General features: G+C 71.5%; 17 protein-coding genes, 1 pseudogene and 1 riboswitch. Of the genes and pseudogenes, 2 read left to right on the top strand and 16 right to left on the bottom strand.

Going from position 1 to position 22,378, the window contains the following annotated elements:
- Positions 1–339 precede the first annotated feature (339 nt).
- From ACWD5D_RS18130 to ACWD5D_RS18065, 14 genes and pseudogenes are all read right to left on the bottom strand, one after another.
- Positions 340–1,326, bottom strand: coding sequence for a Ppx/GppA phosphatase family protein (locus tag ACWD5D_RS18130; protein WP_451373763.1), 987 nt, complete (start codon positions 1,324–1,326; stop codon positions 340–342).
- A 174-nt stretch (positions 1,327–1,500) separates the two neighbouring features.
- A pseudogene (locus tag ACWD5D_RS18125) lies at positions 1,501–1,902 on the bottom strand (DUF501 domain-containing protein); the annotation flags it as partial.
- A gap of 28 nt (positions 1,903–1,930) precedes the next feature.
- A complete protein-coding gene (locus ACWD5D_RS18120; RefSeq protein WP_451373688.1) occupies positions 1,931–2,407 on the bottom strand; it encodes an FtsB family cell division protein in 477 nt (158 codons plus the stop codon).
- A 121-nt stretch (positions 2,408–2,528) separates the two neighbouring features.
- Entirely contained in the window at positions 2,529–3,815 is a 1,287-nt protein-coding gene (gene eno, locus ACWD5D_RS18115; RefSeq protein ID WP_451373762.1) for a phosphopyruvate hydratase, read from the bottom strand.
- Between the two features lie 238 nt (positions 3,816–4,053).
- A complete protein-coding gene (locus ACWD5D_RS18110; protein ID WP_451373687.1) occupies positions 4,054–4,752 on the bottom strand; it encodes a transglycosylase family protein in 699 nt (232 codons plus the stop codon).
- A 4-nt stretch (positions 4,753–4,756) separates the two neighbouring features.
- Positions 4,757–4,932, bottom strand: a riboswitch (cyclic di-AMP (ydaO/yuaA leader).
- A gap of 197 nt (positions 4,933–5,129) precedes the next feature.
- Positions 5,130–6,170 carry a transglycosylase family protein gene (locus tag ACWD5D_RS18105; RefSeq protein ID WP_451373686.1) on the bottom strand — a complete coding sequence of 347 codons (1,041 nt, stop codon included), beginning with the start codon at positions 6,168–6,170 and terminating at the stop codon, positions 5,130–5,132.
- Positions 6,171–6,338: 168 nt separating this feature from the next.
- On the bottom strand, positions 6,339–7,610 hold the full coding sequence (locus ACWD5D_RS18100) for a cytochrome P450 family protein (RefSeq protein ID WP_451373685.1): 1,272 nt from the start codon (positions 7,608–7,610) through the stop codon (positions 6,339–6,341).
- 142 nt (positions 7,611–7,752) lie between these two features.
- A complete protein-coding gene (locus ACWD5D_RS18095; protein ID WP_451373684.1) occupies positions 7,753–8,757 on the bottom strand; it encodes a nucleoside triphosphate pyrophosphohydrolase in 1,005 nt (334 codons plus the stop codon).
- Between the two features lie 110 nt (positions 8,758–8,867).
- Positions 8,868–9,443, bottom strand: a complete 576-nt coding sequence (locus ACWD5D_RS18090) for a hypothetical protein (RefSeq protein WP_451373683.1) — start codon at positions 9,441–9,443, stop codon at positions 8,868–8,870.
- A 182-nt stretch (positions 9,444–9,625) separates the two neighbouring features.
- On the bottom strand, positions 9,626–10,276 hold the full coding sequence (locus tag ACWD5D_RS18085; RefSeq protein ID WP_451373682.1) for a SurA N-terminal domain-containing protein: 651 nt from the start codon (positions 10,274–10,276) through the stop codon (positions 9,626–9,628).
- 143 nt (positions 10,277–10,419) lie between these two features.
- Positions 10,420–11,247: a glycoside hydrolase domain-containing protein gene (locus tag ACWD5D_RS18080; RefSeq protein WP_451373681.1), complete on the bottom strand. Its 828-nt coding sequence runs from the start codon at positions 11,245–11,247 to the stop codon at positions 10,420–10,422.
- A gap of 120 nt (positions 11,248–11,367) precedes the next feature.
- Positions 11,368–12,861: a protein kinase domain-containing protein gene (locus ACWD5D_RS18075; protein WP_451373761.1), complete on the bottom strand. Its 1,494-nt coding sequence runs from the start codon at positions 12,859–12,861 to the stop codon at positions 11,368–11,370.
- 38 nt (positions 12,862–12,899) lie between these two features.
- Positions 12,900–13,529, bottom strand: coding sequence for a hypothetical protein (locus tag ACWD5D_RS18070; protein ID WP_451373680.1), 630 nt, complete (start codon positions 13,527–13,529; stop codon positions 12,900–12,902).
- A gap of 130 nt (positions 13,530–13,659) precedes the next feature.
- Positions 13,660–15,900, bottom strand: coding sequence for an N-6 DNA methylase (locus ACWD5D_RS18065; RefSeq protein WP_451373679.1), 2,241 nt, complete (start codon positions 15,898–15,900; stop codon positions 13,660–13,662).
- A 190-nt stretch (positions 15,901–16,090) separates the two neighbouring features.
- Between ACWD5D_RS18065 and ACWD5D_RS18060 the strand changes: the two genes are divergently transcribed.
- Both ACWD5D_RS18060 and ACWD5D_RS18055 read left to right on the top strand, forming a co-directional pair.
- Positions 16,091–16,783, top strand: a complete 693-nt coding sequence (locus ACWD5D_RS18060; RefSeq protein ID WP_451373678.1) for a hypothetical protein — start codon at positions 16,091–16,093, stop codon at positions 16,781–16,783.
- 180 nt (positions 16,784–16,963) lie between these two features.
- Positions 16,964–17,707: a hypothetical protein gene (locus ACWD5D_RS18055; protein WP_451373677.1), complete on the top strand. Its 744-nt coding sequence runs from the start codon at positions 16,964–16,966 to the stop codon at positions 17,705–17,707.
- A 100-nt stretch (positions 17,708–17,807) separates the two neighbouring features.
- Here ACWD5D_RS18055 and ACWD5D_RS18050 read toward each other — a convergent pair whose 3' ends face one another.
- Together ACWD5D_RS18050 and mfd are read right to left on the bottom strand one after the other, a co-directional pair.
- The gene (locus tag ACWD5D_RS18050) at positions 17,808–18,485 is read right to left on the bottom strand and encodes an HNH endonuclease family protein (RefSeq protein WP_451373676.1); all 678 of its coding nucleotides are present in this window, start codon (positions 18,483–18,485) and stop codon (positions 17,808–17,810) included.
- A 230-nt stretch (positions 18,486–18,715) separates the two neighbouring features.
- A complete protein-coding gene (mfd, locus tag ACWD5D_RS18045) occupies positions 18,716–22,273 on the bottom strand; it encodes a transcription-repair coupling factor (protein WP_451373675.1) in 3,558 nt (1,185 codons plus the stop codon).
- Between the last annotated feature and the right edge of the window lie 105 nt (positions 22,274–22,378).

Here is a 22,378-nt window from a genome sequence, read left to right as displayed (position 1 = left end):
GTCCGAACGGGAACCCCTGACCGTTCTGACCCGGTGTCAAGGCCGCGTGAGCTGCCCTTCTGAGTAGTCGCGGCGCTCGCGAGCACCGCGCGACACCTCTCGAACGCCCTCTTCCGAAGCCCCGTTTCGCCCGCTATCTGAACACGTTCAAAGGGTCCAGGGGCCCTTGGAAGGGCCAATCGAAGCCTTTTCGCGCTCCCGGCGGCGGAATTCCTTGTGAAGAACTTCACGAACTTTTCCGGCCGACCGTCGCCGAGGGGCCCCAGGGGGCCCCTCGATTCCGCTCAGACGTTATCCGACCTGCTCAGACAGAGACTACTGGTCGGTAATAAAAGGGGGCTACGCCACCGCCCACGCGATGCCGTCGAGGATGTCGTGCTCGCTGACGACGACCTCCTCGGCACCGGTCCGCTCCATGATCGCGAGCAGCACGAGGGCGCCGGCACCGATGACGTCGACGCGGCCCGGGTGCATGGACGGGATCGCCGCACGCTCGGCGTGCGTGGAGCGCAGCAGCCACTCGGTGATCTCGCGGACGCGGTCGCGCGAGACGCGGGAGTGGTGGATGCGCTCGGAGTCGTACTCGGGCAGCTCCTGGGCGATCGCGGAGACGGTGGTGACCGAGCCGGCGAGGCCCACCAGGGTGCGCGCCTCGCGCAGCGGGACCGTCTCCTCGGCGAGGTCCAGGGCGGCCTCGATGTCGGCGCGCATGGCGGCGATCTGCTCCTGCGTGGGCGGGTCGCTCACCTTGCCGTCGCGCACCAGGTGCCGCTCGGTCATCCGGACGCAGCCGACGTCCACGGACCGCGCGGCCCGCACGTGGCCGGTGCCGACGACGAACTCGGTGGAACCGCCGCCGATGTCCACGACGAGGTAGGGCCGGGCGAGGTCCGCACGGCCCGTGAGCTCCTTGGTGGCGCCGGTGAAGGAGTACTCGGCCTCCTGCTCACCGGTGATCACCTCGGGCTCGACCCCGAGGATGCCTACGACACCGCGCACGAACTCGTCCCGGTTCTCCGCGTCCCGGGAGGCGGACGTGGCGACGAACCGCACCGACGCGCCGCCCAGTTCGCGGATGACGTCCGCGTACTCGCGGCACGCCGCGAAGGTCCGCTCCAGCGCCTCGGGAGCCAGCCGGCCGGTGCGGTCCACGTCCTGGCCGAGCCGCACGATCGTCATGCGCCGGTCCAGCTCCAGCAGTTCGCCGGTGGCCGGGTTGACGTCGGCGACGAGCAGCCGGATGGAGTTCGTGCCGCAGTCGATGCCGGCGACCCGGGTGAACCCGTCGGCGACCGGCGGCCGCTCGGCGAAGAGGCCGCCGCGCACCTCGGTGGGGTCGGTGACCGTGCCGTCCTCGCCCGGGTACTCGTCCGCGGGGTCGGGCGCCACGAGCGGCTGCACACACGGCCCCTTGAGCCACCACTCCGGCAGCATGGCGATCGCCTCGTCGCCGAGCGGGTTCACGCCCGGTCCGGCCGCCAGCGAGTGGCCCACCAGGACGTGCAGGCACTTCACCCGGTCCGGCATGCCGCCCGCGCTCGGGAAGCCCTCCAGGACCTCGATCTCGTCCCGGCGCCGGATGTAGTCCTCGTGCGCGGCCCGGTACGCGGCGGCCAGCTCGGGGTCGGTCCCCAGCCGCTCCGTCATCTCCTTCATGACGCCGTTCGCCTCCAGCGTGCCGATCGCCGAGGCGGCGCGCGGGCACGTCAGGTAGTACGTCGTCGGGAAGGGCGTACCGTCCGGCAGCCGCGGAGCCGTCTCCACGACATCCGGCTGCCCGCACGGGCACCGGTGCGCGATCGCCCGCAGCCCGCGCGGCGGACGCCCGAGCTGCTGCTTGAAGGCCTCGACGTCCGCGTCGGTCGGCTCGGTACGCGGGGTGGGCGGCGGAGGCGTTTCCATGACTGTCTTCAGCTGTCTTTCTGTCGGTTCACTGGTCGGAGGCGTCGGACTTGTCGACGCCGTCCCAGACGTTCGCGTACCAGGGCCGGTGCGCGGCCCCGAGGTCGGCGCGGGAGGGTCTGGCCGCGCCCGGGTCGATCACGATGTACCCGGTCTCGCCGGGCATCACGTAGTGCAGCCGACGTCGGATCTGCTGCTCGGCGTAGGCGTCGTCCTGCCATCGCGCCTTGAGGTCGCGCAGCTGCTCGACCCGCTCGCGCGCCTGCTCCTGCTGGCGCCGGAGGTCGGCGATCTCCGCGCGCTGGGAGACGTACTGCCGCATCGGATAGGCGAGCGCGACGACCAGCGAGCACAGCACCAGCGCGAGCAGGGCCGCGCGGCCGGTGAGCCGGGAGCGGCGGGCCTGGCGCTTGGTCTGGGAGCGGTAGACCCGGGCAGCCGTCTGCTCCCCGAGCAGTCTGAGCCTGGTCGTGGTGGAGAAACGGTCCCCGTTCTTCACGGCCATCTGGCTCTCCGCCTCCCCTTTCACGTGCGTACGTCCCCGGACACGGTACGGGACCGCGTACGGGGACGTACGTACGACTGGCTGAGACTTAGCCCGGGTTGCCGTTCGGCTCTGCGGCTTCTCAGCCCTTGAAGCGCGGGAACGCGCTGCGGCCGGCGTACACCGCGGCGTCGTCGAGGATCTCCTCGATGCGCAGCAGCTGGTTGTACTTGGCGACGCGCTCGGAGCGGGCCGGGGCGCCGGTCTTGATCTGGCCGCAGTTGGTGGCGACGGCCAGGTCGGCGATGGTGACGTCCTCGGTCTCGCCGGAGCGGTGGGACATCATGCACTTGAAGCCGTTGCGCTGGGCCAGCTCGACGGCGTCCAGGGTCTCGGTGAGCGAGCCGATCTGGTTCACCTTCACGAGCAGGGCGTTGGCGGTGCCCTCCTCGATGCCGCGGGCCAGGCGCTCCGGGTTGGTGACGAACAGGTCGTCGCCGACGATCTGGACCTTGTCGCCGAGCTTGTCGGTGAGGACCTTCCAGCCGGCCCAGTCGTCCTCGAACAGCGGGTCCTCGATGGAGACGAGCGGGTAGGCCGCCACGAGCTCCTCGTAGTACTCGGTCATCTCGGCGGCCGAGCGGGACTTGCCCTCGAACTCGTACTTGCCGTCCTTGTAGAACTCGGACGCGGCGACGTCGAGCGCGAGCGCGATCTGCTCTCCGGGGACGTAGCCGGCCTGCTTGACGGCCTCGAGGATGAGGTCGAGGGCCTCGCGGTTGGAGCCGAGGTTCGGGGCGAAGCCGCCCTCGTCGCCGAGGCCGGTGGCCAGGCCCTTGCTCTTCAGGACCTTCTTCAGGGTGTGGTAGACCTCGGCACCCCAGCGCAGCGCCTCGGAGAAGGACTCCGCGCCGATCGGGGCGATCATGAACTCCTGGATGTCGACGTTGGAGTCCGCGTGCGAACCGCCGTTGAGGATGTTCATCATCGGCACCGGCAGCAGGTGCGCGTTCGGGCCGCCCAGGTAGCGGAACAGCGGCAGGTCGCTGGCCTCGGAGGCGGCGTGGGCGACGGCGAGGGAGACGCCGAGGATGGCGTTGGCGCCGAGGGAGCCCTTGTTGTCGGTGGCGTCCAGGTCGAACATGGCCTGGTCGATCAGGCGCTGCTCGGTGGCGTCGTAGCCGACGAGCTCCGGGCCGATCTGCTCGATGACGGCGAGGACGGCCTTCTCGACGCCCTTGCCCTGGTAGCGGTTGGGGTCACCGTCGCGGAGCTCGATGGCCTCGAAGGCGCCGGTGGAGGCGCCGGACGGAACGGCGGCACGACCCGTGCTGCCGTCGTCGAGGCCGACCTCGACCTCGACCGTGGGGTTGCCTCGGGAGTCCAGGATTTCCCGGGCTACGACGACGTCGATGGACGGCACGAGCATCTCCTTCATGGATGTGACGCTGGAAGTGCGGGGCTGGTGTGCCTTGCGACTAGAGCCTAACCGTCCCAGGGGCGTCGGCCACCGACCGACCGTCCCGTGGACGGGAGAGACAGTCAGACGGTACCCATTGTTTATGAACGGAACAAAGGGGGTTCATGAAAAACCCCGTCCCGGCGCGTACGGGGGAACACGCGCCGGGACGGGAGTCCGTGGGGACGGGGGCGGCCGGAGCCTTGTGTCACTTCAGGTGCAGCTGCTGACCCGGGTAGATGAGGTCGGCGTCCTCGACGATGCCCTTGTTCAGGTCGAACAGCTTCTTCCAGCCACCCTTGACACCGTGCTTCTCGGCGATGGTGCTGAGGGTGTCGCCCTTGACCACCTTGTACTCGCCGTCACCCTTCTTGACCTTCTTGCCGGTCGGGGTGGTGACGGTCTTGCTCGCGGCCGGGCGGTCCGCCGAGCGGGAGGCGGCCTGCCGGTCGGTGGAGCGGGTGGTGGTGCTCGGCGCGGCGGGCTTGGCGGGGGCCGGCTTCGCGGGGGCGGCGGCAGCGGAGCCGCCGTAGGGGGTGCTGGACAGGCCCGTGCCGCAGACCGGCCAGGCGCCCTTGCCCTGGGCGGCGAGGACCTTCTCGGCGACAGTGATCTGCTGCTGCTCGGAGGCCAGGTCGGCGCGGGAGGCGTAGGCCGAGCCGCCGTACGCGGCCCAGGTGGAGGCGGAGAACTGCAGACCGCCGTAGTAGCCGTTGCCGGTGTTGATGGACCAGTTGCCACCGGACTCGCACTGGGCGACCTTGTCCCACTCGGTGGCGGTGGCGGCGGATGCGTTGCCGGCCGCCATCAGCGGGGCGGCGACGACGGCGCCGGCGACACCGGCGAGCGTGACGGCGCGAACGGCCTTGGACGGCAGACGGTGCTTGCCCTTGCCGGAAAACAGCATGGATCGATCCCCTCACCGACGCCTACGAGGTGAGCTGTCGGGTTCGGGCCGGTTGAGTTGCCCGGCCGCCCCTCCCGTCTTCCGGAAGGCGCGGCTCCACCCCAAGCCGGTCGCGGCATCAACTGCCGGATCCGGCGCTTACCTTGGGTCCCCCGCTCCTGCCTACGGCGCGTGACGCGTCGACTGTTCCCGGGCAACCGCTGGCAGGATTCGGCGTTGCGATGCCGGGGCTCGTGGTGACGAGCGGCCTTGACCGTAGACAGGCGTTCGGCGGAATTTCAAAGACGATCAGGGCTTCTGAGACTCATCCCACACTTTCACCAAAACGGACATCAGCGCCTGAAATGGGGCGCCAACTCCCCCCGTCCGCCGCCCTCTCAGGAACCGATGTGCAGGGTCTGACCGGGGGCGATGTGGTTCGGGTCGGCGCCGACGATCTTCTTGTTCTGGGCGTACAGCGCGCGCCATCCGCCGTCGACGTCAAGGGAGTCGGCGATGGAGGCGAGCGTGTCGTTCTCGCGGACGGTGTAGCCGTCCGCGTCACGGGAGGCGTGGCGGCCCGCGGAGCGGTCGTTCTGACCGTTTGTCACGCTTTCGTCCGCACTACCGCCACGGTGACGTCCGCCACTGTCGAGGGCGCCGGTGTCGACCAGACTCCAAGAAGCGCCGGTCTGCCACGAATTGCCCGAGTCGTCGGTCACAGGGTCGGAGCCGGCCGAATCCTCGCCCCCCTGTGTCGCACCGGAGTCGGGCAAGGTCGACTTGTCGTACTTGTGGGCATCCGCACCCTCATAGGCTCCGCCGAAACCGGCACCCTCGCTCACACCCGGGGACGGCGTGACCGTCGCACCCACCGAGGGGTCGGACGGGGAAGACGAAGACGGTGAACCCGGCTCATCGGATGAACTGGACGAGTCGGACTTCTTACCGGAGTCGGAGCCGCCCTGGGAGTCGGAGTCGGAGGAGGAGGGGCCGGAGTGCCCCTTGCCCGAGCCCTGGGAGTCGGAGTCCCCGGCGTCCGTGTCGGCGTCCGCGGAACCGGAGCCGGAGGTCATCCCGGAGAGCAGGGCGCAGGTGGCCCAGCGAGTGGTGCCCTGGTCGGCAAGGATCTTCTCGGCGACCGCGATCTGCTGCGAACGGCTCGCCTGGTCGGCGTTCTCGGCGTACCGGGTGCCGCCGTACTTGACCCAGTCCTCATGCGAGATCTGCAGGCCGCCGTAGTACCCGTTGCCGTTGTCGGCGCTCCAGGAGCCGCCGCTCTCGCACTCGGCGACCTTGTCCCAGGTGGTGCCGTCCGCCGCGTGGGCGCTCGCGGCGCCGAGGAGCGGGATGGCGATGGCGGAGCCGGTCACTCCGGCCGCGACGATGAGCGCCGGAGCTTGGCGGGGGCGACGGTGACGACCGTTCCCGGGGAGCATACGGAGGCCTTTCGAGCGACGGCAGATCCGGCGCGGCGGACGTTGCCCGGCCGCCACACTGATGGGTGAACGTATCGGCAGACGATCGCCTGTCACAAGTTCATGCCGCACAGATCACATGAAGATCACGCAGTTGAACGTCTCTCATGTTTTCTCCGCGAGCCGGATTCAGGAGACCGGCGTGAACTCCACGGGAAGCGTGCGCAAACCGCGCATGATGAGCCCGCCGCGCCAGCGCAGATCGGCCGGATCCGCCCCGAGCCGCAGGTCGGGCAGCCGGGTCAGCAGGGTGGCCAGCGCGGTCTGCCCTTCCAGCCGGGCGAGCGGGGCACCGAGGCAGTAGTGGATGCCATGGCCGTACCCGAGGTGCTGGTTGTCGCGGCGCCCGAGGTCCAGCACGTCCGGGTCGGCGAACCGCTCCGGGTCGCGGTCCGCGGCGGCGAGCACGACGAGCACCGGATCGCCGGCCGCGACGTCCTGCCCGCCGATGGTGAGCGGCCGGGTGGCGAACCGCCAGGTGGCCAGCTCCACGGGGCCGTCGTAGCGCAGGAGTTCCTCCACTCCGGTCTCCAGGAGGTCCCGCTCCCCGGCGGCGAGGGAACGCTGGAGGCGGTGGCGCTGCTCGGGGTGGGTGAGCAGGGCGTACGTGCCGTTGCCGATGAGGTTGACGGTCGTCTCGAAGCCGGCGAACAGGAGGATGAAGGCCATGGCGGCGGCCTCGTTCTCGGTGAGGTGCTCGCCGTGGTCGGAGGCCCGGATGAGGCCCGAGATCAGGTCCTCGCCCGGGGTCGGCTCGGCGGGCAGCGCCTCCCTCTTACGGTGGATGAGTTCGGCGAGGTAGCCACGCATCTTCTTGACCGACCGCGCGACACCGCCCCGCGGACCTCCGCCGTGCCGGATCATCATGCCCGCCCAGTCCCGGAAGTCGTCCTGGTCCTCGCGCGGGACACCGAGCAGGTCGCAGATGGCGTAGATGGGGAGCGGGAAGGCGAAATCGTGGATGAGGTCGGCGGAGCCCGTCGCCGCGAACCGGCCGATGAGCTGGTCGGTCAGCTCCTGCACCCGGGGCGCGAACTCGGCGACACGGCGGGGCGTGAACGCCTTGCTGACCAGCCTGCGCAGCCGGGTGTGGTCCGGCGGGTCGATGTTCAGCAGATGTGTCATCAGGTCGGCCTTGCGCTCGCCGGGGATGCCGGTCTTCCCCTTGGCGTGCGCGGGCTCGTCGTGATGGGCCGGGTTCTTGCTCAGCCGCTGGTCGGCCAGGGCCTGCTTGGCATCGGCGTACCGGGTGACCAACCAGGCCTCCACCCCACTGGGCAGCTTGGTCCGGTGCACGGGCGCGTGCTCGCGGAGCCAGGCGTAGGCGGGGTAGGGGTCGGCGGCGAACTCCCAGGTGAAGAGGTCCGGGGCGGGTGCGTCGGGGTGGGGCTGGTTGGTCACTCCTCGACGGTATCCGGCCCTCTGCGTCTCCGGCTCCGCGCCTTGTGCCTCCCGCTGTGCGCCCTCCGCCCTCCTTGCTTCTCCTCCTTACTGCTCCTCCTTACTGCTTCTCCTCCTTACTGCTCCTTCTTGCTGCTCGTCCTTACTTTTCCTTCTCCGGCTGTGTGCCCTCCGCCGCGCGTATCGCGTCCCGGTAGGTCCGGGCCGCCGCGCGGAGTGCCGCCTCCGGGTCGGCGCCGTCCGCCTCGGCGTGGACCGCCATTGCCAGCAGTTCGTAGCCGATGCCCTCGCCCTGGGGCAGGGGCACGTCCAGGTCGGCCGTGCGGGCGCGGGAGGCGAGCTTGGCGGCGAGGGCGAGACCGGGCTGGCCGAGGGGGACGCCCTCCGTCACCGAGGTGCGCTGCTTCTCCTCGGCCTTGGTGCGCAGCCAGTGCTCCTTGACGTCCTCCGGCGTCTCCGCCTTCTCCTCGCCGAAGACGTGCGGGTGGCGGTGGATCAGCTTGGCGACGATGCCGCCGGCCACGTCGTCGATGGAGAACGGGGCGTCCGGGTCCTCCTCGGCGATGCGGGAGTGGAAGACGACCTGGAGCAGGACGTCACCCAACTCCTCCCGGAGTTCGTCGCGGTCGCCGGCCTCGATCGCCTCGACCAGTTCGTACGCCTCCTCGATGCCGTACTTCGCCAGGCCCTGGTGGGTCTGCCGGGAGGACCAGGGGCACTCCTCGCGGATGCGGTCCATGACCTGCACGAGGTCGAGGAGGCGGGCGCCGGGCAGGTCGTAGGAGGCGGGGAGCAGCTCCAGCTCGGGCATCCGCACCCGGCCGGAGCCCGCCAGCCGGGCCAGCCCGTCGGTGAGGACCGGCTCGCCCTCGCCGGTGGCCACGACCACCACCGTCCGCCCGCCGGCACAGGCGTCGACCAGATCCTGCGCCGTGGGGGACGCCTCCGCCACCGCTATCCCGGCCTCCCGCAGATACGGCAGCTGCGGATGCGCGCCGTCCGCGCACAGCACGGCGTCGGCGGTGCGCAGCGCCTGCCAGGCGGGCCAGGACAGCAGGCCGGGGGCGACGCGATGGCTGGTGGTGAGCAGGACGATGCGGCCGGGGGCGGCGTCCGGGCCGAGGGCTTCGGGGCTGGTTGCGTTCACGATCCGAACGTAACCCACGGCGCCGACGGACGAGCCGGGTTGTCCACAGGGGCGAGGGGGTTGCGTGATCGTATGACCGGTGCCTCTTCCACGGGTTCTGCGGGCGAGGTCTACGGGTTCTCCGGGTTCTCCGGGTTCTCCGGGTTCTCCATGCGAGGGCGGCGCGCGGGAAAGGCGCCGCGGAGACTCACCCGGGCGAGCCCCAGGAACAGGAGCGCGATGACGATAACGATCGCTGCCCCGGTCACGGTCAGCAGGCCGTACGCGATGCGGTCGCTGGACGCGGAGGCGGTGGTCGCCGTCTCGGGACGCCCCTGCGCGTAGTGGACGCGGACCGTGTCGCCGACATCCGCGTCGCCGGGCTCCCAGAACCGGTAGGACGTCCCGGTGGCCGTGGTGAAACGGACCTCGAACCTCTTCTGGCTGCTTCCCTGGGGCCCGCTCACCTTGTCTTTCGCTGTGACGACCCCGTCGACGGACCGCCCGTGCGCGGCGAGCGAGGAGGTGTCGTTCCACCCGTCGACCCCGGCACGGGCGAGTCCCCACCCGAGGACGACGAAGAACCCCGCCACAGCCGTGACGACCAGCCCGACCGCAGCCTTCACGGCGACGCGCGCCCACGCACCGAAGCGGCGCGGCCACCGCCGCTCGCCCCCCCCCGCACCCGCACCCGCACCAACAGCCACGGCCCCTCCCGCCAGACTCGCACCGGGCAGGCGGCCTTCGCCGCGTGCTTCCCCCGCCTCCTGGGTGGTCCTCTCCTAGGTGTCCTCCCCGTCGTGCGGCGCTCTATCCGGGAAATCCCGTACTCTCCGCGACCGGCTGCCGTACCGTTCCGGCACCCTCGGAGGGGGAAGCCAGGCGTCCGCTACGCCGACTGCTGTTCGGACGCCGCCGACGTGACCTGTCGTACCCACGGGGTCTTGGCGTCCACGCGGCTGCTCTTCTCCACGTCCCAGGTGCCGTAGCGCGGGTTGAGGTCGATGTGGAGTTCCTCGGAGGCCTGGGAGAGGGCCTTCCAGAAGGCGGGCTGGGCGGTGTCGGTGCCGAGCTTCATGGCGAGCTTCTGGGCCTCGATCTGGAGGCGGAGGTTGTCGTCCAGGCGCTCGGGCGCGATGCCGTACTTCTGGAGCCAGGTGGTCTCCAGCCCCTTGGAGCCACCGGCCTGCTGCTCCAGGCCGGCCCGCATCTGCTGGATCTCCTTGCGGCTGACCGTGATGCCCCCGTCCTGAGCGGCCCGGTGCAGGACCCGGTCGAGCACCATGGTGTGCAGGGTGTCCCGGGTGAGGCTGCCGGTGGAGGCGAGGACCTGCTGGTACTGCGTCTCGTCCGGCACCGCGGCCCGCTGTGCCGCGCGTACCTCGTTCACCCGGCCCTCCAGCTGGGCGACGGTGATCCGCTGTCCCCCGACGACAGCCGCTGCGCCGGGGTGCGCTTGGTCCCCGCAGGCGGTGAGGAGGGGGGCCGCGGCGGCGAGCGCGGCGGTGAGGAGGAGCGCGGTGCGACGGCGGCGGTGCAAGGAAACCTCCCGAGGAGATTGTGCGGCGGTGCACAAAGTCTTGCGGTGATCGATGGTAGGCAGCGGCTCAGCTCTGGCCAACCCATTCGACCAACGATTCACCACGACTTCAGGCACCGTCGCGCGCACCGGCGGTGCCGCCGTCAGCCGGTGATGGCCACCGGCGCGTCCCAGGCGTCACGGTCGACGGTGAGCGTGACGCCGCCGCGCGTCTCCTTGCTGTTGACCATGTACTGGTGGCCGCGGCTGTGATTGGTGAACTGGCTCGCGCCCCACGGCCAGTCCGCGGTCGTGGTGTTCTGCTTGTCGTACAGCGCGTACCAGAGGTTGCCCGGCAGGTCCGTCTTGTCCGACGCGGTGGCGACGGCCTTGGCGCTGGAGCTGGTGAAGCCGTAGAAGCCGGTGCGGTACGTCTTGGCGTGCAGGCCCTTGTCGAAGGCGCGCACGTATGTCAGCACGGCGTCGTTGCACGCCTTGTTCGTGCTGTCGTACGCCTCCATGTCCAGGTAGACCGGGCTGCCCGCCTTCATGCCGAGGGCGGAGGCCTTGGCCACGGCGTCGGAGGCGTCGGAGGCGCCAAGGGAGGCGGCCGTGGCGGCGGTCAGCTTCTCGGGGTTGGAGCCGGACTGACACGGCGGCTGGGCGCCGACGTAGATCGGGACGAGCTTCCAGCCCAGGGCGCTGACCGACTTGACCCAGGAGGCGGTGAGGTTGGGCTGGGCGCAGCCGCGGTTCCTGCCGCCCACGTAGACGGCGGCGGCGCCGTAGAAGCCGGTGTGCCAGGCCTTCATCGTGGACAGGGAGGGCGCGGTGCAGGTGTCGAAGGCGCGTCCGGTGAAGGTCTTCTGGGCGGGCCAGGCGGTGGCGGCCATGGAGGTCTGCGCGGCGAGGCCGGCACCCCCGAGGACGGCCGTCCCGGCCACCGCCCACGTGATGTACCTGCGCTTCTTCGACTGCCGATGGCCTGCCATGCCCCACCCCTGAATATGCGTCACCCGGTAAAACGAAGCGCAACCTATCCCGCTCCGTTCATGCCTTCGGGAAACACAATCCCCCGAAGATCACAAGAATTCTCCAGGGGACGGCAAAATCTAGCCGCGCACCTGCCCCAGCCACTGAAGGGTGCGGCGGATCTCCATCGCCAGCGGATGCCCGGGGCCGTGCAGGCGCTCCACGTCGATCACGAGCCGCGCGAGCGTGTCGTGGGCGGCCGGGCGGTCGCCGAGGGCGAGCAGCAGGTGGCCGATGCGGCGCCGCACGTCGTGGGCGAGCTGCGGGTCGCCGGAGACGTACTGGTTCTCGTAGTACGGCAGCAGCGTGCGGTACTCGGCGAGCGCCGCGGCCGGTTCGCCGAGCTGCTCCAGGCACTGGGCGGCCTCGTAGCGGTAGCGCAGGGACTGCGGGTCGGACACGCCGGCCTCGGCGGCGCGTTCGTCGGCGAGGCGGCGTAGTTCGGGCAGCGCGCGCCGGTACTGGCCGTCGTCCATGAGGGTCGCCGCGTACTGCTTGCGCAGGGTGCGCACGACCGGCGAGTGCTCGCCGTGCTGCTCGGCCGCGGCGGGCAAGATCGCGCCGAGGATGTCCACCGCCTGGGTGATGCGACCCTCCCCGAGCAGCCGCTTCACCTCGTCGACGGCGGAGGCGACGTCCGGCTTCCCGGCCGCCGGGGGCACCGGCGCGACGGGGGCGGGCTGGGGCGCGGGAGTCCGCGCCCGGTCCGGCCAGGGGGCGTGCGGACGCAGGAAGGGGCGTGCGGGGTCCAGGGGTGCCCCGGTCGGAGTTCCGCGCGCGGGCAGGAGCAGCGCCAGGTGCTCGTACACCTCCTGCGCGGAGGCCGGGCGGGCTTGCGGATCCTTGGCGAGCAGCCGCAGGACGAGGGCCTCCAGCGCCTCCGGCACCTCGGGGCGGATGCGGCGCACCGGCAGCGGAGGCTCGTACAGGTGCCGGTGCAGCACACCGAGCGCGGTGGAGCCCGCGAAGGGCACGTCGCCGCTGAGCAGTTCGTGCATCAGCACCCCGAGCGCGTACAGGTCGGTGTACGGGCCGACCGCACCGCCCATCGCCTGCTCGGGCGCCATGTAGGCGGGCGAACCGATCGGGGAGCCGGTGTGCGTGAGGCGGGTGGTGTCGGTGTCGATGACCGAGGCCACGCCCAGGTCGAGCACCGTGACCGTGCCGTCCTGCTTCACCATCACGTTGCGCGGCTTCAGGTCGCGGTGGACGATCGGCACGGCGTGCACGGCGCTCAGCACGGCACACAGTTGCGCGGCGACCGCGACCGCCCACTGCCAGGGGTACGGGTCGTGCTCGGCGAGATGGTCGGAGAGGTCGGCGCCGTCGACGTACTGCATGACGAGGAACAGCTCCTCGCCCTCACTGCCCGCGTCGTGCACGGTGACCAGGCCGGGGTGGTCGACCTGCGCGGTCACCCGGCACTCGCGCACGAAGCGGCGGCGCAGCTCGTCGGCCTCCTGGCCGGCCACCTTGTCCGGGCGCAGCAGCTTCACCGCCACACGCCGGTCGAGCCGCTGGTCGTACGCCGTCCACACCTGGCCCATGCCGCCCTGCCCGATGAGCGTGGACAGTTCGTAGCGGCCGGCGACGACACGTCCCTGCGCCACGGTCACCTTCCGCCCTCGTGGCCGTCGTGCTTGCGCAAGTAGTCGCTCAGTTCGTCCAGTTCGGCCCGCACCTGGTCGATCCGGGCGGGCGCCGGGCGCTGCGGCGGGGTGAGTGGGGCGGCCTGCGGGGGCCCGGGGATCGGGGTGTGCGGCATGGCGGGCGGGGTGTGCGGTGCGTTCGGGGCCACCGGGGTCACCGGGGCGGTCGTCGCGGTGAACGGGGCCGCGGGGCCCGGGTAGCCGTACGCCGACGGGGCCGACGGGACCGTCCCGGCGTGCGGGGGCGCGTAACCCGTCGGCGGCCGCCCGGTCCTGGCGTTGTACCGGATGTCCGTCACCAGGAAGTGCACGGTCGAGGCGATGCCGAGGATCAGGACCGTGGCCAGCGCGACGTCGCCTCTCGAGTCGCTCTCCGGCACCGTGCCGACCACCGCGAAGCAGGCGATGCCCAGCGGCAGGCTCACCCACGCCACCAGCCAGTCGAACCACCGCCCGCGCAGGAACGCGACCCGGAACAGCGGCGCGCACGCGAGGATGCCGCACGAGAACAGGCCGCAGGCGGCGATCAGCACGCGCAGGGTGATGACACTTCCCGCGCCTCGGGTGGGCGGCGCCGCGCCGTGGCCGTACATGACTGCTCCTGGGCCGGGGATCGGTAGGGAGTTCGAGCGTATAGGCCGACACCGACAAGGCGTTACGGCTTGTACCGAACCGTTGTAGCGCTGCTCCACGTCCGTCAGTCCGGCGCCACCGTCCCGTCCGTCAGTCCGGCGCCACCGTCCCGTCCGTCAGTCCGTCGTACATCCCGCGCACCAGTTGCTGCCCGAGCCGGCTCGCGTGGCGCACCGCGCGCTCGAACTCGTCGAGGGCGCGGAAGCGCGCGCCGTAGCGCCGCTGTTCGTCGAGCGGCAGCCGGGGCAGCTGAAGGCGGCGCACGTCCAGGCGGGTGGCGGTGGAGGCGTAGCTGCTGGCCTGTCGGTTGTTGGCGGTGCCGCGCAGGAACCCGGCGAGGAACCAGGGGTCGAGCGCCGTGCGATCGGGGCGCAGGAGCACCAGGTTGCGCCCCAGGGCGGCGCCCTCCGTCGCGTCGTCGATCACGCGTGCCACGGATCCGCCGCCGAGCACCGGTACGACGACGTCGCCCGGCTCGGTCAGCACCGCCTCCTCGTCGCTCTCCGGGAGCGAGCCGGAGGGTGCCGTTCCGGCGAGGACGTCGTGGTCGGTCAGGACGGGCACGCGCGCGTGGCCGCCGCTTCCGCCGGTGCGCAGCACCAGCGCGCCCCCGCGCGCGAGTTCACCGACCGTGGTGAGCGGCCAGCGCGCGGGCGGGGCCGGGGCGGCGGGCGGCGGGGTGAGGGCGGAGGTCAGGCGCAGGGTCTCGCCCAGGCGCTCACGCACGGCCGTGAGCTGCTCCGCGCCGTCGGCCACGGCGGGCGGCGGCAGATGGCGGGCGGGGGCGAGGTCCACGTCGTCGTCGAGGAGTCCGATGACCGGCACGGAACGCGCCAGCCCGGCTCGCTCCTCCAGCCGCCCGTCCCGGTCGAAGACGCGCCAGGCGTCGAGGACGGCGTTCCGCACGGCCTGCCAGTCCGGGCCGCCCCGCGCCTCGCCGGCGAACCGCCCGGTGTCCACGAGCAGCACCTCGGGCGCCGCGGGCGTCCGGTCCGGGCGGCGCAGCACCCACACGTGCAGCGGGATGTTGTACGGCGGCGCCGCCCCGACCGGGAGCGCGACCACGGCCCGCAGCGCGCCCCGGCGCAGCAGGTCGGCGCGGATCCGGCGCCCGGAGCGGCGGGATGCCGCGGCCGGCGGCATGAGCAGGACGGCGGTGCCGTCGTCGGCGAGCCGGGCCAGCGCGTGCTGCACCCAGGCCAGCTCGGACTCGGTGCGCGCCGGGAAGCCGTACTCCCAGCGGGCGTCGTAGGCGAGTTCGTCGTGGCCCCAGTTGCGCTCGTTGAACGGCGGGTGGCACAGGACCGCGTCGGCGTGCAGTGCGGGGTAGGCGTCGCCGCGCAGGGTGTCGCCGGCGGCGCCGCGCACGGTGGCCCGCGTGTGCAGCGCGAGCCGCAGCGCGGTGAGCGCGGCGAGGTCGGGGGCGCTGTCCTGGGCGTACAGCTCCTGGTCGGGGCGGGTGTCCACGGCGCGCAGGAGGGCGCCGGTGCCGCAGGCGGGGTCGAGGACGGTGCGGGCGGGACCGGCGAGGTCGGCCATGAGGCGGGCGAGTTCGGCCGGGGTGAGCGTGTACTGGCGCGGGTTGGCGTCCAGGTGCCGGCCCAGAAGGAACTCGAAGGTCTGCCGCGCCCCCAGCTCGGCGGCCAGCTCGGCGGCGCCGCGGAGGAGGGGGGCGGAGGGGAGGAGTTGCGGGCCGCTGGGGATGCGGAGGGCGGGGGTGTACAGGGCCGAGGGGTACGGGGCTGGGGTGGTGGGTGCGGTGGCCGATGTCGGTCCGGCGGGCGGGGGGTTCAGAGGCTGCCGGGTGTTCACAGCGGGCGGGGTGTTCACAGCGGGCTGCGCCATGGTGGGGGGCGAGGTGTGAACCGTGGGGCCGGTGTTCACAGCCGGTGAGCCGTCGTCCGGTCGGGCCGTGTGAACACCGCGGCCGGGAGCGATGCCGAAGCGCGGGCCGAGCACCTGGTCCAGCGCGCCGGGCAGCATCGCCGCCAGGCGCGCGTCGGAACCGGCACCGGCGTCGAGCCAGACGGTGGGGCGTTCCTGGATGAGCAGCAGGACGCAGCCGACGTGCACCAGCGCGGTGACGGGCCCCTCGGGATGCCCGGCCAGCTGCTGCCAGACGCGTTCCCGCAGGGGGACTTCGGCGAGCTTGCCCTGCCTGCGCAGCCAGGACTCGACCTCGGCGAGGGCGAAGGACGGGCTGGTCTCGGTGCCCCCGATCGGCTTGGGGAAATCGGCGTGCCGACGGCGCCAGTTGCTCACGGCGGCACGGCCCACTCCGGCGAGCCGCGCGATACCGGCCGCGGTCACCTCTGTCGCGTTGTCCTGCACCGGCCCCGCTCCCCTCGTCCCATGTGTGCACCGAGCATAGCGACGTACACAAGACCCACGCCTTCACGCACGTGTACGCAATGACTCTCGTGAATCGCGTTGACTCGGTTCACAAGCTCTGGTCTTATTGACCCAGCGAACGAGCGGTCAGCCGGAGGGGGGTGGCCGCCGCATCGGGGAGGAGCCCGTCATGGGCATGAAGGGCAAGATCGCGCTGGGCGCCGTCGTCGGGATCGTCGTCATCGGTGTCGTCTCGGCGAACGCCGGCGGCGACGGGAAGGACGGCAAGGACGGCGGCTCCGGGGGCAGCTCGGCCGCCGCCGACCACAAGCCCGGCGGCAAGCCCGACAAGTCGTCGGGAGGCGTGGAGGCGGGCAGGAAGAAGGCCGCCTTCTCCGGGGACGGTGACTTCACCGTCGGCTCCGACGTCAAGCCCGGCACCTACCGCACCACCGGTAACACCGACGACATGTGCTACTGGGAGCGCGCCAAGGACGCCTCGGGCGAGACGGACTCGCTGCTGGCCAACGACAACGTCACCGGCACGAGTTACGTGACGGTCAAGCCCACCGACAAGCTGTTCAAGTCCAGCGGCTGCAAGGACTGGGAGGCCGTCGACCCGAAGGCGAAGGGCACGCCCGCCTCGTCGATGAGCGGCAAGGGGGGCATGTTCAAGGTCGGCACGGACATCGCGCCGGGCACCTACAAGTCGACCGGGAACGCCGACGACTCCTGTTACTGGGAGCGCGCCAAGGACGCCGAGCACGGGCTCGACTCGATCATCGCGAACAACAACGTGACCGGCACGGCCGTCGTCACCATCCGCGCCACGGACGCCTACTTCAAGACGACCGGCTGCGGCGACTGGAAGAAGACGGCCTGACCTCGCCGCCGCACCACGTCCCCCGGCCGGCGCGGGACGCCCTGGTCATTCGCGGGACGTCCCGGTCATTCGCACCCGGTCACGTCCCGCGCCGCAGGCCCCCGAGTCATGAACTCACCGCAACACCAGCACGTTTCACCAGGTTTCACCAGGTTTCCCCCACTCCCCCAAGGAACTGTCATGCATCTCCCGTCCCGTCTCGTCCAGGTCCTCGCCGTCGCGGCGCTCCCGCTGGCCCTGACCGCCTGCTCCACCGCATCCTCTGGTTCGTCCGGTTCCTCCGGTTCCTCCGGCGCCGACGCGTCGGCGAAGACGACGAAGGCCAAGGACGCCAACGCCGGCCTGCTGACAGGCAGCCAGTTGAAGAAGGCTCTGGCGCCGGCGTCGTTCTTCCCGTCCGGGCTCACCGCCGTCGCGGACGGTGCCGTCGACAGCGGCGGCCAGTTCCTCGCTCCGAGCAGCCGGAGCACGGCGAAGCCGGACTGCGGCAAGTTCGAGAACACCTCCTGGATCGACGTGACCGGCTACAAGGGAGGCGTGTCCTTCGCGCAGAGCGACTACGGGAACAAGGACCGGACCGAGGAGATCGTCCAGGAGATCGACGAGTTCCAGGGCACGACCGCGACGGCGGTGATGAAGGAGGTGCGCAACGCCGCCACCGCGTGCGCCTCGTTCACGGACACGGAGGCGCACGCCAGGGTGAGGCTCGCCGGGCGCGCCACGCCCGGACTCGGCGACGAGGCCTACACCATCACGCTCACCAGCGGCAGCTGGGAGAACGGCACCACTCTGGTCGCCGCCCGTGTGGGCACCTCCGTGGTCACCGTGATGTCCACGGCCGGCAGCGACAACGGCGCCGCCAACGCCGCCAAGCTGGCGAGCCACGTCGTGAGCTCGCTGAAGGACGCGGCCGGCGCGTCCTGATCACCGCCGCCCACGGCCCCCGGTGCGGTGCGGAGCGCAGCTCGGCGCGGTGCGGAGCGCAGCTCGGTGCGGCGCGGCCGGGGGCCGTGGGCGGCCCGGCTCACCGTGCCCGGAAGCGCTCCGGCGCCTTGGTCGGGTTGCCGCCGGTGGGGAGATTCTGGTCCGGGCAGGTGGCGAGGACCTTCTTCATCGCGGCCTTCTCGGCGGCGCTGACCCACAGGCCGTACTTCTTCTTCACGGCGACCTGGGCGGCGACATAGGTGCAGCGGTAGGTCTTGTTGGGCGGGACCCAGGTGGCCGTGTCCCCGTCGCCCTTGCTGCGGTTGGTGCTCGCGTCGACCGCGATGAGGTTGAGCGGGTCATTGGCCAGGGCTATGCGCTTGCTGGGGTCCCAGTACTTGGCGCCCTTCTGCCAGGCGTCCGAGAGGGCGACGACATGATCGATGTCGACCAGGCTGCGGCCGCGCCGGTAGGTGACGCCCTTGCCGGAGTAGGGGTCCGGCTCCAGCAGGCCGTAGGTGACCTTGCAGGTGCCTCCGGTGAACTTCACCTCCTTCAGGTCGCGCTTGAGGATGTCGTCACGGGTGTCACAGGAGTTGGAGTCGGTGTCGGCCCAGGCGGTGCCGAAGCGGGCCCGGGAGTAACCGGTCTTCGGCGCACGCCCCTTGACGGGCAGTGAGTCGGCGGCGGCCAGGGCGGCGCCCTTGCCGCCCGTCTGCTCGGGCCCGGAGGCCCCCTTGTCGTGCTCGGGCGTACAGCCGGCCACGGCGACCGCCATGACTGCGGCGGTGACCGCCCCACCCCTCAGACGCCTCACGCGCGTCCCCCCTGAATCGTCCTGGTCCGCCCTCACATGCGGGGCGGATCGTTCCGCCTATCACCGTATCGGCCGCACGACGTTCCTCCGACGGGGGCCGTCGGGGAGATTCCGTGCAGTCGGAGGGTGTGCGGGGGCACGTGTCGAAGCCTCCGCGCCCCCCAGAACCCGCCTACGACCCCAGACCCCGCCTACGACCCGAGGACCGACGCCAGGAACTCCCCGACCCAGCCCAGCAGTTCCCTGCCGACGAGCGGCTTGCCGCCCACCTTCGCGGTCTTCGGGCGCGGCACCAGGACCTGGTGCGCGGCCGCCTTGATGACCGTGCCCGGGTAGAGCCGCTTGAGCCGCAACTCCTGCGACTCGCGCAACTCCACCGGGGCGAAGCGGATGTTGTTGCCCTGGAGGACGATCTCGCCGACGCCGCACGCGCGCGCGAGCATGCGCAGGCCGGCCACCAGCAGCAGGTTCTCCACCGGCTCGGGCAACTTGCCGTAGCGGTCGGTGAGTTCCTCGCGGACGGCCTTGATGTCCTGCTCCGAGTTGGCGGAGGCGATGGCCCGGTAGGCCTGGAGGCGCAGGCGCTCGCCGGGCGCGTAGTCGTGCGGAACGTGCGCGTCGACGGGCAGCTCGATCTTGACCTCGAGCGGCGGCTCCTCCTCGATCCCGCCGGTCTCCAGCTGCCGCCTGTAGTCCGCCACGGCCTCGCCGACCATGCGGACGTACAGGTCGAAGCCGACGCCCGCGATGTGGCCGGACTGCTCGCCGCCGAGGAGGTTGCCCGCGCCCCGGATCTCCAGGTCCTTCATGGCGACGTACATGCCCGCGCCCATCTCGGTGTGCTGGGCGATGGTGGCGAGGCGTTCGTGCGCGGTCTCGGTCAGCGGCTTCTCCGGCGGGTACAGGAAGTACGCGTACCCGCGCTCGCGGCCTCGGCCGACGCGGCCGCGCAGCTGGTGCAGCTGGGAGAGGCCGAAGTTGTCGCCGCGCTCGACGATCAGGGTGTTGGCGTTGGAGATGTCGATGCCGGACTCGACGATCGTCGTCGAGACGAGGACGTCGAACTTCTTCTCCCAGAAGTCGACGACGACCTGTTCCAGGGCCTGCTCGGACATCTGGCCGTGCGCGGTGGCGATGCGCGCCTCGGGGACGATCTCGCGCAGCCGGGCGGCCGCGCGGTCGATGGACTCGACGCGGTTGTGGATGTAGAAGACCTGGCCCTCGCGCAGCAGTTCGCGGCGGATGGCCGCGCCGATCTGCTTCTCCTCGTACGGGCCGACGAAGGTCAGCACCGGGTGCCGCTCCTCCGGCGGGGTGGTGATCGTGGACATCTCGCGGATGCCGGTGACCGCCATCTCCAGGGTGCGCGGGATCGGGGTGGCCGACATGGTCAGCACGTCGACGTTGGCGCGGAGCTTCTTCAGCTGCTCCTTGTGCTCGACGCCGAAGCGCTGCTCCTCGTCGACGATGACGAGGCCGAGGTCCTTGAACCTGGTCTCGGAGGAGAACAGGCGGTGGGTGCCGATGACGACGTCCACCGAACCTTCCTTCAGGCCCTCCAGGACGCCCTTCGCCTCGGTGTCGGTCTGGAAGCGGGACAGGGCCTTCACCTTGACGGGGAACTGGCCGTACCGCTCGGAGAACGTGCCGAAGTGCTGCTGCACCAGCAGGGTCGTGGGGACGAGGACGGCGACCTGCTTGCCGTCCTGTACGGCCTTGAAGGCGGCGCGGACCGCGATCTCGGTCTTGCCGTAGCCGACGTCGCCGCAGATCAGGCGGTCCATGGGGATCGACTTCTCCATGTCCTCCTTGACCTCGGCGATGGTGGTGAGCTGGTCGGGGGTCTCCGCGTACGGGAACGCGTCCTCCAGCTCGCGCTGCCAGGGCGTGTCGGCGCCGAAGGAGTGGCCGGGGGCGGCCATGCGGGCGCTGTAGAGCTTGATCAGGTCGGCGGCGATCTCCTTGACGGCCTTCTTCGCGCGCGCCTTGGTCTTCGTCCAGTCGGCGCCGCCGAGCCGGTGCAGGGTGGGGGCCTCGCCGCCGACGTACTTGGTGATCTGCTCCAGCTGGTCGGTGGGGATGTAGAGGCGGTCGCCGGGCTGGCCGCGCTTGGCGGGGGCGTACTCGACGACCAGGTACTCGCGGGTGGCGCCCTGGACGGTGCGCTGCACCATCTCGATGTAGCGGCCGACGCCGTGTTGTTCGTGGACGATGTAGTCGCCCTGCTCCAGGGTGAGCGGGTCGATGGTCTTGCGGCGGCGGGCCGGCATCCGGGCGCCGTCCTTGCCGGCGGCCTTCTGGCCGGTCAGGTCGGTCTCCGTGAGGACGGCCAGCTTGAGCGCCGGGTCGACGAAGCCGTAGTCGATCGAGCCGCAGGAGACGTGCACGACGGACGGGCTCGGCTCGGTGAGGTCGACGTCCAGGCGGGCGGCGATGCCCTCACCGCCCAGGACCTCCACGGTTCGGGTGGCGGGGCCGTGGCCCTCGGTGACGTAGACCGTGCGCCAGCCGTCGGCGAGCCAGCCCTTGGTGTCCGCGAGGGCTCTGGCGGTGTCGCCGCGGTAGGTCTCGGGGGCGTGCATGCCGAGCTTGAGGGTGTCGCCCGCCGCGTCAGCGGCAAACGGATCCGTGAGCTCGAGGTCGGCGGCGAAGGGCGAGACGGACCACCACATCATGTCCAGCTCGCGCGCGCGGTCGCGTACGTCGGCGATGGACCGCAGGGAGGCCGCGCCGACGTCGATGGGGGCCTCGCCTCCGCCCGCGGTGGCCGCCCAGGACGCCTGGAGGAACTCCTGGCTGGTGGCGACGAGGTCGGCGGCTCGGGTGCGGACCCGCTCCGGGTCGCAGACCACGGCCATGGAGCCCTTGGGGAGCACGTCGAGCAGCAGCTCCATGTCGTCCACGAGGACCGGGGCGAGGGACTCCATGCCCTCGACCGCGATGCCCTCGGCGATCCTGCCGAGCAGTTCGCCCAGCTCGGGGTGCTGTTCGGCGAGCGCACGCGCGCGTGCGCGGACGTCCTCGGTCAGCAGGAGTTCACGGCAGGGCGGGGCCCACAGGCCGTGGTCGGCGACTTCGAGGGAGCGCTGGTCGGCGACCTTGAAGTAGCGGATCTCCTCGACGTCGTCGCCCCAGAACTCGATGCGCAGGGGGTGTTCCTCGGTGGGCGGGAACACGTCCAGGATGCCGCCGCGCACGGCGAACTCGCCGCGCTTCTCGACCAGCTCCACGCGCGAGTAGGCGGCGGCCGCGAGGGCTTCCACGATCTCGTTCAGATCGGCGGTCTGCCCCGTCGTCAGGGACACCGGTTCCAGGTCGCCGAGACCCTTGACCTGCGGCTGGAGCACGGAGCGGATGGGGGCGACGACCACGGAGACCGGGCCGGTCTCGGGGTCGTCAGGGCGCGGGTGGGCCAGGCGGCGCAGGACGGCGAGGCGACGGCCGACGGTGTCGCTGCGCGGGCTGAGGCGCTCGTGCGGGAGGGTCTCCCAGGAGGGGTACTCCACGACGCCCTCCGGGGGCAGCAGCGAGCGCAGGGCCGCCGCCAGGTCCTCGGCCTCGCGGCCCGTCGCGGTGACCGCGAGCACCGTGCGGCCGGCCTCGCGGGCCAGGGCGGCGACGGCGAGGGGCCGGACCGCCGGGGGGCCGACGAGGTCGACGTGCATGCGGTTGCCGTCCGCGGCGGCGGTGATCGCTTCCGCGAGGGCGGGGTCCTTGACGACGGCGTCGAGCAGACCGTGCAGGCTCATGGGAAGACTTTCCGTCCGGAGTGGGCAACGCGAAGAGCCCGACGCGTCGAGCAGCCGGGGGTGTCCAGCGTACGACGGACGGGAGGTGTTCACCCGTGAGAGCGA

The organism is Streptomyces sp. NPDC002520 (assembly GCF_053595235.1).
This window is presented reverse-complemented; position numbering and strand designations above follow the sequence as displayed.